This is a genomic window from Bradyrhizobium sp. SEMIA (assembly GCF_014844175.1).
Taxonomy (GTDB): Bacteria; Pseudomonadota; Alphaproteobacteria; order Rhizobiales; family Xanthobacteraceae; genus Bradyrhizobium; species Bradyrhizobium arachidis.
Map to the genome: position 1 here is coordinate 9,013,299 of NZ_CP046601.1, position 13,035 is coordinate 9,026,333.

9 protein-coding genes and 3 pseudogenes are annotated in these 13,035 nt (G+C 66.3%); 7 read left to right on the forward strand and 5 right to left on the reverse strand.

The annotated features are described in order from the left end of the window. Positions 1-220: 220 nt before the first annotated feature. Together FOM02_RS43060 and FOM02_RS43065 are read right to left on the reverse strand one after the other, a co-directional pair. Positions 221-1,491, reverse strand: a pseudogene (locus tag FOM02_RS43060) (Spy/CpxP family protein refolding chaperone). Positions 1,492-1,627: 136 nt separating this feature from the next. Beyond that, positions 1,628-2,547: pseudogene (locus FOM02_RS43065) on the reverse strand (LysM peptidoglycan-binding domain-containing protein). 170 nt (positions 2,548-2,717) lie between these two features. Here FOM02_RS43065 and FOM02_RS43070 point away from each other — a divergent pair. From FOM02_RS43070 to FOM02_RS43080, 3 genes and pseudogenes are all read left to right on the forward strand, one after another. After that, positions 2,718-3,413 carry a hypothetical protein gene (locus FOM02_RS43070; RefSeq protein WP_027563569.1) on the forward strand — a complete coding sequence of 232 codons (696 nt, stop codon included), beginning with the start codon at positions 2,718-2,720 and terminating at the stop codon, positions 3,411-3,413. Between the two features lie 234 nt (positions 3,414-3,647). Next, entirely contained in the window at positions 3,648-6,344 is a 2,697-nt protein-coding gene (locus FOM02_RS43075; RefSeq protein ID WP_265441089.1) for an EAL domain-containing protein, read from the forward strand. A gap of 142 nt (positions 6,345-6,486) precedes the next feature. Continuing rightward, positions 6,487-6,845 (forward strand): annotated as a pseudogene (locus tag FOM02_RS43080) (hypothetical protein). A gap of 61 nt (positions 6,846-6,906) precedes the next feature. On the opposite strand, the gene FOM02_RS43085 reads toward FOM02_RS43080, so the two are convergent. Then, on the reverse strand, positions 6,907-7,029 hold the full coding sequence (locus FOM02_RS43085; RefSeq protein WP_265441090.1) for a hypothetical protein: 123 nt from the start codon (positions 7,027-7,029) through the stop codon (positions 6,907-6,909). A gap of 96 nt (positions 7,030-7,125) precedes the next feature. After that, complete coding sequence (locus FOM02_RS43090) at positions 7,126-7,302, reverse strand: hypothetical protein (RefSeq protein WP_156950902.1); 177 nt, start codon at positions 7,300-7,302, stop codon at positions 7,126-7,128. Positions 7,303-7,434: 132 nt separating this feature from the next. Between FOM02_RS43090 and FOM02_RS43095 the strand changes: the two genes are divergently transcribed. The 3 genes from FOM02_RS43095 (at position 7,435) to FOM02_RS43105 (ending at position 9,894) form a co-directional block, all read left to right on the forward strand. Continuing rightward, the gene (locus FOM02_RS43095; RefSeq protein WP_156950903.1) at positions 7,435-7,572 is read left to right on the forward strand and encodes a hypothetical protein; all 138 of its coding nucleotides are present in this window, start codon (positions 7,435-7,437) and stop codon (positions 7,570-7,572) included. 126 nt (positions 7,573-7,698) lie between these two features. Beyond that, positions 7,699-8,814 carry a lactonase family protein gene (locus tag FOM02_RS43100; RefSeq protein ID WP_027563572.1) on the forward strand — a complete coding sequence of 372 codons (1,116 nt, stop codon included), beginning with the start codon at positions 7,699-7,701 and terminating at the stop codon, positions 8,812-8,814. 192 nt (positions 8,815-9,006) lie between these two features. Next, entirely contained in the window at positions 9,007-9,894 is an 888-nt protein-coding gene (locus FOM02_RS43105; protein WP_027563573.1) for an efflux RND transporter periplasmic adaptor subunit, read from the forward strand. 129 nt (positions 9,895-10,023) lie between these two features. Here the strand turns inward: FOM02_RS43105 and FOM02_RS43110 are convergent, their stop codons facing one another. Continuing rightward, a complete protein-coding gene (locus tag FOM02_RS43110) occupies positions 10,024-10,872 on the reverse strand; it encodes a caspase family protein (protein WP_027563574.1) in 849 nt (282 codons plus the stop codon). A 427-nt stretch (positions 10,873-11,299) separates the two neighbouring features. Here FOM02_RS43110 and FOM02_RS43115 point away from each other — a divergent pair, with 427 nt between their 5' ends. Beyond that, positions 11,300-13,027: a hypothetical protein gene (locus tag FOM02_RS43115; RefSeq protein ID WP_027563575.1), complete on the forward strand. Its 1,728-nt coding sequence runs from the start codon at positions 11,300-11,302 to the stop codon at positions 13,025-13,027. Positions 13,028-13,035: the final 8 nt, after the last annotated feature.

The following is a 13,035-nucleotide window of genomic DNA, read 5'->3' on the forward strand; positions in this document are numbered from 1 at the left end:
TGTGGGGGAGGGCGATCGCATATGGCGTCCTGGACGGCCTGAGCGCGCGCCTCGTCCTTCGAGACGACCGCTTCCAGCGGTCTCCTCAGGATGAAGCTAAACAGCACCGCGCCGGTTGAAGCTGCTGCCGCGCACTCGGTCCTCATCCTGAGGAGCCCGCCTAAAGCGGGCGTCTCGAAGGATGGCCGGAGGAACGGCTCTCAATGTGATTCCTCTGCGCTCACGCGCCCCGCTTCGGGCCGATGGCCTCGAAGGCGGCCTTCTGCTCGTCGGTCAAATCCGCCTCGAAATCATCGAGCGCATCGCCGACGGTCTTGACCGCCTCCAGCATGGCGCCGAGCCGCGCCTTCACCGCGGCGAGGCGGGCTTGCGGGGTCGCTGCGGTCTTCGCTGTGCACGGGCTCAGCGTCTCCATGGTGCGCAGCGTGGTGTCCTGAAGCACGTCGAGGCGTGCGCGGCCGGTGTCGTCGAGCTTGAGCGTCGCGGCGATGTCGGCGGCGGGCCATTGCTGCTGCACGAGCTGCTCGTACTGGCGCTGCGCCTGCACGTCATAGCGCGGATCGTTGTCGGCCTCGCAGGCGCTTGCCGCCTGCGCATCCTTCTTCTGGCCGGCCGCGAGCGCGGCGCGACGCTCCTGGCCGAGCGCATCGAGCTTTTTCTTCTGGCCGTCGTCGAGCAGGCCCTCGAATTTAGCCAGCGGCGCTGCGACCGCGTCGGTCGCTTGATCATCGCCTCGATGCGCTCGCGCATCAGGCCGAGGCGATCCGCCGCGGTCGCGGGCACCTCTGCCGGGCAGGCCGCGCGAATGCTGTCGCGGGCGGCTAGCCAGGCGGCACTGAAATCGTCGAGTGCTGCGCGCTGCACTTCGTTCGGCTGCACGGCGGTGACGATGCGATCCATGGGGAAGCCAGCGGGATCGCTGGCATCACAGACATTCTGCGCCGACGGAACCTTGCGCGCGCGCCGGCCTTGCGGCGCGGTATAGGCGGCGAGCTCGGTCGCGGCATAGGGCGCGAAGATCGCGGCATAGATGTCGCCATAACCATAGAGCGAGAGGCTGGTCATATCGCCGAGGATGACGGCGTTGGCGAGATCGTCCTGCGCGAACGGCCAGAACACCGGGCCGGCCCAGCCATAGCTGCCGTCGGGATGGCGCCACCAGCCCTGCGGGCGGCGGCCGCCACGCCAGCCCGACAGCGCGGCCTGCGCCGTGAGCGCCGCACGCACGATGTAGGGATTGGGCGGCTGACCGCGCTCGGCACCGCGCGGATCCTGCGATCTCAGCGCGGCGGAGCGGTATCGGCCGCCCCGCACCGCCATGCGGGAATGGCGCAGGCGTGACATGCCGATCATGTGGCCGACGGCGAAGCGGGCGACGCCGAGCGGACCGCCCCGTAGTCCGAACTGTGCCTCGGCCTTGCTCGGCAGCAGCACCGCCAAAGTCGCGAGGACTGCGCCCGCCAGCACCAGTCCCATGCGAGGCCTCCGCATGACGACCGAATTGACCACTGAGTTGACCACCTCTTGGCCCTCCTCCAGCGCCAGGCACGCAGTGCGCGGTACAGAGATGACTCAGAGCGGAACCAAAGGTTCCGACCCCGCGCCGGTCAAAGCGTCGCAGAAATCATCAGTGTGCCTTCGGCAGCACAAAGGTCTGGCCGGGATAGATCAGGTTCGGGTTGTGGATCTTGTCGCGGTTGGCGTTGAAGATCACCGCATAGCGGGCGCCATCGCCGTAAGCGAGGCGGCTGAGCGCCCACAGGCTGTCGCCGCGCGAGATCACGCGGCTGCCGCCCGCATCGGCCGGCGCGGTATTGAAGACCTCTGCCGGCGAGGCCGATGCGACCGCATTGGCGGCCGGCGCGCGCGCCAGGACCTTCGGCTTCGGCGTCCCCATCAGCCGCGGCGCGGCAGGTGCCGGGCGCGCCGGCGGCGGCGCGGCTTCGGCGATGATCACCGGCATGGTGCGGGCGGACTGGGTGACGGTGGCGTTGGACGCTGTCGCGCGCAGGGTCAGTTCATAGGAGCCGGCGGGGAGCTGGGACGGGGTCATCACGAACTGGCCCGCCGCATCGGCCACCACGGAGTCGAGCGGCTTGCCGTCGCGCAGCAGCTCGACCTTGGCACCCGGCGTGGCCTGCCCCGCGATCACCGCAGCCTCGCCGTGATCGTCGACGCGCGCGACGTCGAACCGGGGGCCGGCATCGGCCGCGGCCGCGGCGGATTGGCCGGGGCGAGCTCGCCGAGTGCCGCAATCTGCTTCTGCGTCTCGGCGAGCGGAGCCGCCGCCTTTGGCGGGACGACCGGCTCGGGGGACGCCGATGGTGCAGGCTGCGCGGCGGCAAGCCTGGACTCATCCGGCCTGGCTTCGGCTTTGGATTCAGCCTTGGCCTCAGGCTTCGCGGCCTTGACCTCAGGTTTGGCGGCGACCTCGGTCTTCTCCCCGCCCGGCAACAGCCGGCGCAGCTCGGTGGGCCCGATCACCAGCGCGGTGCCAACCAATGCGAGCAGACAGAACGCAATGAAGGCCTTGGAAGCGGTCAACATCGATGCAGAACCTTGGATCGCAAATCAGCCGATGGCAGCAAATTGCGCCGATTTCGCTGCGGCAGCAAGTCGGCCGATGGGATGATCCCTCTTTCGGATGAACCGGCACCGCCCCGCCGGAGTCCAATGCGCAAGGCCGCAGCGCGGCATTTATTTTAGGGATTTCTTCCGTGACCAGATTTTGCCGTCCCGCGCCATGGCTGGCGCTTGCCCTGTTCCTTGCCGCCTCCCCCGCGCTCGCCGCATCCGGCCCGCCGCCGGGCTTCGTCCTCACCGACAACGCCGATCTCGCCTTCACCTCGCCCGACGGTGCGACCAAGCTCGAGCAATACATGAAGGACAGTGAAGACCTTTTCGAGGTCAAATGGCAGGTCTGGGCCCGACGCGGCGAGCAGATGACGGAGCTGAAGCCGGAGCAGGGCTATGGCGCCGGCTTCCGCTTCACCGCCGATTCGCAATGGCTGGTGCGGATGCAGAAGACGGGCTCGGGCTCGCAGGATCTGTTCCTCTACCATGTCGAGAACGGCGCCTTCGTCAATGCGACCCGGAAATCGCTCAGCGATCTTGCCTGGGCCTATTTCCACAGCCGGCCCGATACGAAGAACATGAAGCTCGACTACCACATCTCGGCCAATCTGATGAAAGGCACCGAAGATGCCTATCGCTGGCTCGGCGTCGACTGGCCCAACAACCGTTACCTCGTGATCTCGCTGTCGGGGGCGATGGACAAGCATCCGAAGAACGTCGCCGTGAAGGGATTGGCGGATTGGAAATGCCGCTATGACCTCAAGACCGGCAAGTTCGATGTCCCGGCGATGTTCGCCAAGGGCAATGCGGAGGCGCTGGAGTGGGAGATCAAGCGGTGAGAGCCGCTTGGTAGCTTCGTAGGGTGGCAAAGCGAAGCGTGCCCACGCGCTTTTTGCCGCCACGAAGAGATGGTGGGCACGGCGCAAGGGCGCCTTTGCCCAGCCTACGGTCTCGTAGGCGCCCGCATAGGGAACCCAAGCCTCTGATTCCATTCCGATTCATATTTTCCTAACCCTTACTGGTAACGGGGTCTTGTCGGTTTTGCTGCATCTTGCATCCCACGGGAGGGCTGGATGGGCACATCAATCCGATGGACCGCGCGGATGCGCGCGTTGCTGCGCCGTTGGCAGGGAGCGCCGCTGACGTGGCTGATCGGCGGCGGCTTCGTGCTGATGGTCGCGATGGCCATCGGCACCGCGCTCACCGTCGACCGCTTCCGCCAGAATGCGATCGAAAGCGGCCGCGACAGCCTGGAAAACTCCGTCCGGCTGCTGGCCCGGCACTTCGACCGCGAATTCGCCGATTTCGCGGTGCTGCAGAAGAGCGTCATCGCCGAGCTCGAAAGCCACGGCATCGAATCCGCCAACGTCTTCCGCAGCGAGATGGGCACGCTCGCCATGCACGAGGTGCTGCGCGCGAAAGCCAGCGGCTGGTCCGACGTCGCCGGCGCCAACGTGTTCGATGCCGAGGGCGTTCTGATCAACTCGTCGCGGCGCTGGCCGGTCGCCGACATCTCGGTCGCCGACCGCGGCTATTTCGACCGCCTGAAGAATGATCCGACGTCGCAGGAGGAGATCGAGGTCGTTCCCGGCCGGTTCGGCAACGGTCCCGCCATCGTGTTCGCGCGGCGCGTCTCCGGCCCGCACGGCGAATTCCTCGGCATGGTCTCGCGCGCGATCTCGCCGGAGCAGCTCGAATCCTTCTTCGCCTCGAGCGGGCTTGGCGAGGAATCCTCGATCGCGATGCATCACCAGAACGGCCAGCTGCTCGCGCGCATTCCGCATGTCGATGCCATGATCGGAGAGAATTTCCGCAACGGCACGCCGGAGCAGCGGTCGGTGTTCGAACGCACCTTCGTCACCACGCAGCTCGCAAGCCCGATCGACGGCAAGGACCGCATCGTCGCCTCGCGCCTCCTGACCGGCGAGCCGCTGGTCGTGGTCGCGACCAAGTCGCTGGACGCGACGCTCGCCACCTGGCGCACGCAGACGAAGTTCTTCGTGTTCGTGGCCGTGCTGTCGATCGGCCTGCTCGTGCTCACGCTGTTCCTGATCTTCCGCCAGATGACCAACCGCCTCTCGGTGGAGAAGCAGCGGCTCGACACCGCGATGAACACGATGACGCAGGGCCTCCTGATGTTCGATCGGGACCAGCGGCTGATCGTCTGCAATCGCCGCTACATCGAGATGTACGGCCTTTCCGCTGGCGTGGTGAAGCCCGGCGCCTATTTCCGCGACGTGATCCAGCACCGCTACGACACCGGCTCGTTCCACGGCGACGTCGATGCCTATTGCGACGACATCCTGGACAATGTCGGCCGCACGCAGAGCGCCATCGTCGAGACCGCCGACGGCCGCCTGATCGAGGTCAAGAACCAGCCTGGTGCTGCCGGCGGCTGGCTTGCCACCCATGACGACGTCACCGAGCGCATCCGCGCCGACGAGCGCATCGCACATATGGCGCATTACGACGCGCTGACCGACCTGCCCAACCGCGTGCTGATGCGCGGCCATCTGGAGCGCCGCGTCGCCGAGCTCGCCCAGGGCAAGCCGTTCGCGATCCTCTATATCGACGTCGACGAGTTCAAGGGCGTCAACGATTCGCTGGGACATGAGGTCGGCGACGAGCTGCTGCGCCAGGTGGCGAACCGTCTGCGCGCCTGCGTCAGCGGCAACGATCTCGTCGCACGGTTAGGCGGCGACGAGTTCGCCATCATCAAGGCCGGCACCTGCGATGAGCCGGAGCTGGCCGCGCTGGCGGACAATATCCTGACGGCACTGCGCACGCCGGTGAATTGCAAGGGCCAGGAGATCCCGACCGACGCCAGCATCGGCATCGCGATCGCGCCCGACCATGGCGACAATCTCGACGATCTGCTCAAGCGCGCCGACCTTGCGATGTATGCGGCCAAGACCGAGGGCCGCGGCACCTTCCGCATCTTCATCCCCGAATACGACGCCAAGGCGCGGCAGCGCCGCCAGCTCGAGCTCGATCTGCGCCAGGCGCTCGCCCGCGGCGAGTTCGAGGTGCACTACCAGCCGCTGGTCGACCTCGCGGCCAATGTCGTCACCGGCTGCGAGGCGCTGCTGCGCTGGCGCCATCCCGAGCGCGGCATGGTCTCGCCCGCGGATTTCATTCCGGTCGCGGAAGACACCGGTCTGATCGGCGAGATCGGCGAATGGGTCCTGCGGCAGGCCTGCACCGAGGCGGCGGGCTGGCCGGGCGATATCCACGTCGCCGTCAACGTCTCGCCGGTGCAATTCCGATCGAGCACGCTGGCGCTGAAGGTCGCCGCGGCGCTTGCGGAGTCGGGCCTCTCACCCGGCCGGCTCGAGCTCGAGGTGACCGAGACCGTGCTGATCCGCGACGACGAGGAGGCGCTCACCATCCTGCAGCAGCTGCGCGAGCTCGGCGTGCGGATCGCGCTCGACGATTTCGGCACCGGCTATTCATCGTTGAGCTATCTGCACCGCTTCCCCTTCGACAAGATCAAGATCGACCGCAGCTTCATCAGCGACATCGGTCAGTCCGAGGATTCCTCGCCGATCGTGCAGGCCGTGGTGCACATGGCCGCCGCGCGCCACATGGCGACGACGGCCGAAGGCGTCGAGACCGAGGCCCAGCGCGAGGTGCTGCGCCAGCTCGGATGCAGCCAGATGCAGGGCTGGCTATTCAGCCCGGCCGTACCGGCCGCGAAGCTGAAACAGCCTGCTGTCGGCGCAGGCGGTGGCGGCGGTAGTAGCCCCGGCGAGCTCACCGCGCCAAAATAGGATCAAACCTCAGGCCTTGCGGTTATCGCCCTGCCGAGGCGGCTGGAACTCTGGCCGGCGGGCGGCAGCCAACATGCATCACGCGCCTCGCAGCAGGCTTCGCGTCTGCGCGCTCGCGCGTGCGCGGATCGAGCGAGGCGACATGGCGGTCGTGACTTTCAGGATGATCCCTCTTCTGGCGGCCATCGCGATGATCGGCCTGCCTGCGCAGGCCCGCGACGATGGCCGCTACGCCAACTCGCCGCTCAAGGGCTGGTTCGAGAGCCTGCACAGCAAGGCCGGCGGCCCTGCTGCGCCGATGCCGACGGCACCGCGCTCGACGATGTCGACTGGGACACGCGCGACGGACATTATCGCGTGAGGCTCCAGGGCGCCTGGATCGAGGTGCCCGACGATGCCGTGATCACCGAGCCGAACCGCGCCGGCCGCACCATGGTCTGGCCCTATTACGTCAACGGCCGCGCCTTGATCCGCTGCTTCATGCCCGGCAGCATGATCTGAGCTTCACCTTGAGATCGCAATGCGGATCAGTCAGCCCAACGGCTGCGCGACGTGCGCGGGCTCACTTCACCTGCCGGGCCGCCTGGATTTCGACAAACTCGGCGTCGGGATGGCTGACGATGGTGGCGACCCAGATGCCGCTGATGATCAGCGACCAGGCGGTGTCCCAATAGATCCAAAACACGTGCCAGCCTCCCTTTCGCTCTCCTCCGCCCGCGGGATCAAGGTAACGGCAAGACGAGGCCGCTGTTCCCAATGAAAGTACGGCGCGGGCGAGGCGCTATTTTGATTTGGTCGGCGGGGCGCTGCGATCGGTTTGGCCGGTGTGGCGCTTTGCCACGACGTCCTCATCGCGCGGGCCCTGGCGCGGGCGCGGCGGCGGTTTCGGCTGGCCGGCCTGACCGCCATGCTTGCCGCCCATGTCGGGCTTGCCTTCAAGATCGTTTTCGCGGGGCATGACGGGTCAATGCGCGGGCGCGGCATTGGTTCGCTGTTTTCACTTGTGAATGAGTTCATAGGATCGTCGCCGTTTGCAGTGCACGATCGCTGGCGGCGATGGGGGTATCGAACGGATGATGGATCTGGCCTGATGCGGAAACGACTCGTGGTCTGGACGATCTTGACCTGCGCGCTGGTTGCGGTCGCGGTGTGGGGCGTGCTCGGAGCACCCGACTATGCGACCGGCCCGCATTTGCCCTCCCGCAGCCTGACGGCGGCGGTGCGCTAGCCGCCCCGCACAACTGATACAATTTCGGCATTGATCGATCTTAATTGGGATTTGGTGCGGCGGCGCGGCTCCCGCTATCCTCCAGGGCAAAAGGACCGGGCCGCACCGGCTTGATGGAGGAGCCCCATGTTGAGACCGACACGCCGCGGCGCATCAGGCGCTGCGATCGCCACCACACTTGCTTTGCTCGCCCTCATCTCTGGAGTCCGCCCCGGCATGGCCGAGACCTTCGCCTATGTCGGCAACGCCGACAGCAACGACATCAGCGTGTTCAAGCTGGCCGACAACGGCGAGATGACGGCGGTGCAGACCGCGGCCTTCACCGGCGTCGAGAAGCCCGGCTCCTCGACGCCGCTCGCGATCACGCCCGACCACCGCGTGCTGATCGCCGGCGTACGCTCGCAGCCGTTCCTCGCGGTGAGCTTTGCGATCGACCCCAGGACGGGCCAGCTCAGCCACATCGGCAACGGGCCGCTCGCCGACAGCATGGCGAACATCGCCGTCGACCATAGCGGCAAATTCCTGTTCAGCGCCTCCTATGGCGGCAACAAGGTCGCGCTCAATCCACTTCAGGCCAACGGCGTTGTCGGCGAGCCGAAGCAGGTGATTCCGACCGGGCTCAACGCGCACGCCTTCCTGCCATCGCCCGACAACCGTTTCGTGTTCGCGACCAATCTCGGCTCGGACCAGGTGCTGAGCTTCGCGTTCGATGCCACCGCGGGCATGCTGACGCCGAACGATCCGCCGACCCACAAGGTGCCGGAAAAATCGGGACCGCGACACTTCGTGTTCCATCCCAACGGCAAGTTCGTCTACATGATCCACGAGCTGAACGGCGACGTCGCCGCCTTCACCTATGAGGCCAAAAGCGGCGCGTGGGACGAGATCCAGCGCACCACCGCATTGCCGGAAGGGTTCACCGGCAAACCGTGGGCCGCCGACATCCACATCACGCCCGACGGCCGCTTCCTCTACGCCTCCGAGCGCACCACCAACACGATCGCCGCCTACAAGGTCGATGCGACCAGCGGCAAGCTGACCACGATCGGCAGCGTGCCTACCGAGAAGCAGCCGCGCGGCTTCCACATCGATCCCACGGGGCGCTACCTCGCCGCGGTCGGCGAGCTCTCCGACAGCATGACGGTCTATGCGATCGACCAAAGCAGCGGCGCGCTGGGGAAACTGAAGTCCTATCCGACCGGCAAGAAGCCGAACTGGGTGGAGTTCTTGAGCCTGCCGTGAGGGCGCTTCGCTTACCCTCCCTTGGAGGGGGAGGGTAAGAGGCAACGGCGAACCTCTTCGTCATTTCAAAGACTAATCCTACAGGCGGCATCGCGCCGCCTGCGCTGCGGCATTCTCATCCGGCCGGCCCATGGCCCGCCGCGGTTGCTTCTGCTATCGATGAGGCCGTCAAGGCCCCAACCGGAATGACCGATGCGTCCATTGCCTGCGCGTTTCTTTTCCAGACATCTCGTTGCGCTCACCGGACTGCTGCTGCTGTCCGCTCCTGCCGCGCGCGCCGCCGAAGACGAGGCGCCGAAGGGGCCGGCGGTCACGGTGCTGAAGGCGGCAAAATCCTGCTTCTCCGACATCGTCGAGGCCACCGGCACCATCATCGCGCGCGAGGAAACCTCGGTGCGGCCCGAGCGTCCCGGCCTGAAGGTGACGGAGGTGCTGGCGGAAGCCGGCGACACCATTACGGCCGGCCAGGTGCTGGCGCGCCTCGCGCTGCCCGAAGGCGGCACGCTTCAAGTCGCCGCGCCCGTGGCGGGCGTGATCGCGACCTCGACGGCGCAGATTGGCAATTTGGCCTCGGCCAAGGGCGAGGCGCTGTTCACGATCGTGGCGCGCAGCGAATACGATCTGGTTGGCCTGGTCGCGACCACCGATATCCGCAAGCTCGCGGTTGGCCAGCAGGCGACGGTGCGCATCGCCGGCGCTGGCGATCTCGACGGCAAGGTGCGCCGCATCGGGCCGACCGTCGAGCCGAACATCCAGCAGGGCATGGTCTATATCGGCATCTCCTCGCAGAAGCGGCTGCTGCTCAACGCGAGCGGGCGCGCGCTGATCAAGACCGGGCAGAGCTGCAACGTCGCGGTGCCGCTCACCGCCGTGCAATATTCGTCCGCCGGCACTGTGGTGCAGGTGATCCGCCGCAACCGCGTCGAGACCAAGCGCGTCGAGATCGGCTTGATGTCGGGCGGCAATATCGAGGTGCGCGACGGCCTCAACGAAGGCGACATCGTCGTCGCCCGCGCCGGCGCGCTGCTGCGCGAAGGCGACCCGGTGCGGCCGGTGATGGCCGCGGAAGCGGCGAAGTAGGGACGACTTCGTAGGGTGGCAAAGCGAAGCGTGCCCACGTCTTCTATCGAGATCTTTGAAAGATGGTGGGCACGGCGCGTTGCGCCTTTGCCCACCCTACGATCGCTTCACAAGACGAGAGAGCAGAAACTAGCCGCCGGCTTCGTTGAACTGCACGTCCTCGAGCAGCGAGGACGACACGGTCGGGACCTGGTCGCCTTCGGAGGCGCGGGAGATGGCGACGCGGGTCTTGTTGAAGACGCTTTCGGCGCTGCCCTGCGCATTGAGGTTGTTGAGGAACTCACCGACCAGCACGCTGTGCTCGCCCTTGCCGTCGTCGACGACCTTGCCGGGCGAAGCCGAGGACAGGATCAGCGCATTGTCGGGCGCGCTGATCGGCGCAAGACCATGGCTGTAGGAGCGGAAGCGGCGCTCATAGGGGTTGCGGCGGGAGGCGTCGACGACGACGAGCTTGGCCTTGGCGCCCTGCTGCTTCATCATGTCGAGCACGCCCTCGATCGACACGCCCTGGCGGCGGACGTCGCTCTCCTTCCAGATCACGGCGTCGACCGGCAGCATGTAGCTCTCGCGGCCGGCCTGCACGCCGAAGCCGCCGAAGAACAGCATGACGACGGTGTCGCGCTTGATCCGCGACTTCAGGCGGTTGACGGCGCGGACCATGTCGTCCTTGGTCGCGTCTTCCACCATGTCGACGTCAAAGCCGCTCTTGCGCAGGCTCGAGGACAGCGCGCGGGCGTCGTTGATCGACTGCGTCAGCGGCGCGCTGGCGTCGGGGTAATGTCCATTGCCGATGACGAGGGCGAGGCGCGAGGTCTGGCCGATCGAGCCGGTGACCTGGTCGGTCGAAACCGCCTTGGCGGCATCGAGCGCGCGCATGTTGAGGGCAGCATGGGCGCCGATCACCAGCGATACCGTGCCGATGAGGGCTGCGGCGACTGCGATCGTGCGTCGGGAAATGTCGAGCTGCCTTAAATTCATCTCGCTTCATTCCTGTCAGTGCCAAAGACCAACCAAGCGCGCGCACACAGTTTGAGTAGCGCGATAGCGGCTTTAGGTTTGAGGGAGTGGCCGGGGATGTGCCCCCGAATTGCGCGCAATTTGCGGCGCCGCACCAAACAAACCCTTAACCGGATATCGCCTGCGGGGCAATAGATTGCCCTAAATTTGAGCTAAGGCACTGAGTATGCTAACTAATTCTCCCGGCCCAATATGCGGATTTTTTGCGTCCCCCGTAGCCTTCCGGAGCCTCATCATGCAGCCTCCGTGCCGGATTTTTCTGTGATCATCATCACATTTGTATTTCCCGCGAATCCGGGTAGCTTTTTCAAAGACTTGGCACGGGGGTGGCGCGCGGATGGGAGCGTGCCTGCCGCTCCTGACCAAGGCCCCCGCGACCAGGTATTTCATGAGCTTTCATTATTTCGCCGGTGCCGCCTGCCGGGCGCTGACAGCGCGCAAGGACGGCCCCTCTCTTTATGACGTCTGCGATCCCGTGTTGGCGGCGACGACCAGTGGCGATCCGCATCTGGCCAAATTCTACAAGACCGCGCTCGGCAATCCCGCATTGCGCATTCTGCTTCGCCGCGCCGGCCTGCCCGAGCTGCGTGAGGAGACGAAGCTGACCCGGCTGCGCGAGGCGCTGACCCGCGCCCGCGACGATGCCGAGCCGGACTGGGCCGCGGTCGGCCAGCCCGTCGCCGATCTCGTCGACAGCATCGCGCTCGATCATCCCAAACCGCCGCCGGCGGCGTTCACTGGTACGATGCCGCAGCCAGCGCAGATCGACGGCGTGATCCGCGACTGCGCGCAACATCTGCTCGGCTCGTATCGCAAGAACGGTTTCCTGCCGACCTATGCCGCCTTCAACCTGATCGGCGATCCCGATTTCCGCGGGCGCGAGCTGATCATGGCGCTGACGGGCCTGAATGCGCGCGGCTACAAGAACTCCTCGCTGCTGTTCAATCTCGCCCGCGTCTTCATCGCGCGCACGCACGCGCGCGCCGTGGTCAATCCGCCCTGGAAAGGCATCGCCGAGCCGATGTGGGAGCCGGTGCAGATCCGTCACCGCTCGGCCTACTACGATGCGTTCTTCATCGAGGCGCTGCTGAGCTATGTCGAGACCGGGCTCGCCACGCCCTCGGACAAGACCGCAGCCGAGCGCGCGATCGCCGACATGGTGGATTTCTGCGTCAACATCAGCCGCGAAGAGGTCGAGGGCATCGACGGCGCGCGGTTCAACGTCATCACCGCGCTGGCCCCTCCGCCGCATCCGCGCTTCTCGCGCTACTTCGCGCAGATCAAGCAGGACCTCGGCTTCGGCGTCTATGTACCGGATTGCGACACCACGGCGTGCTCGATCTCGGCGGCGACGCAGGCCGGCTGCCTTGATGCGATCATCGACCAGCCGCTGCTGGATTTCTATGCCGGCTATCAAGTGCGCGCGGGCGTAAACGAGCCACGCGTGACCGTGCCGCTCAATGACAATATCGACTATGAAGGCGGCGTTGCGACCTGGATCGACAATCTCAGGGGCGAGCGCCCCTACGGCAACGATCTCGATCCGACGCTCAATCTCGACATTCTCGAGGTGAGCTTTCGCAACCTCGCGCGCTGGAAGATTTTGGAGACGCCGGCGCGGCTCGCCACCGTGCACCGGATCATCGGCTTCCAGAAGCGGCTTGCCGCGAGCGGCGCCTTCGCCAATCCGCGCTCGCACATCTATTATCTGCCGGAGCTCTACAGCGCCTATTTCGGCCGCTGCTATGCGGCGTTCCTGGCGCTGCCGCTGGCGGCGCAGGCGGCGATCGATCCCGACGGCGATTTCGATTTCATCCGCCACCGCGTGCTGTCCTACGTCAAGGGCGAGCTGATGACCGCCGAGATGAACGCGTTCGACGCCGCGCTGGCGCTGATCGCGCTCGGCCATCTCGGCGCCGATCCGCGCGCCTTCGTGCCGGCGCTGAACGTGATCGTCGCAAGCCTTGGCGAAGGCGGCCGACGCGGCCCGTTCCGCGCCTACGAGTGGAACAAGATGAAGACGCCGACGCGGATTTTGGTCGGCGGGCCGGAGGTGACATCGGCGTTCGTGTTGATGGGGCTGGCGGTGGCGAAGCGGGCGATGGCGCGGGGGTGAGTCCGGTC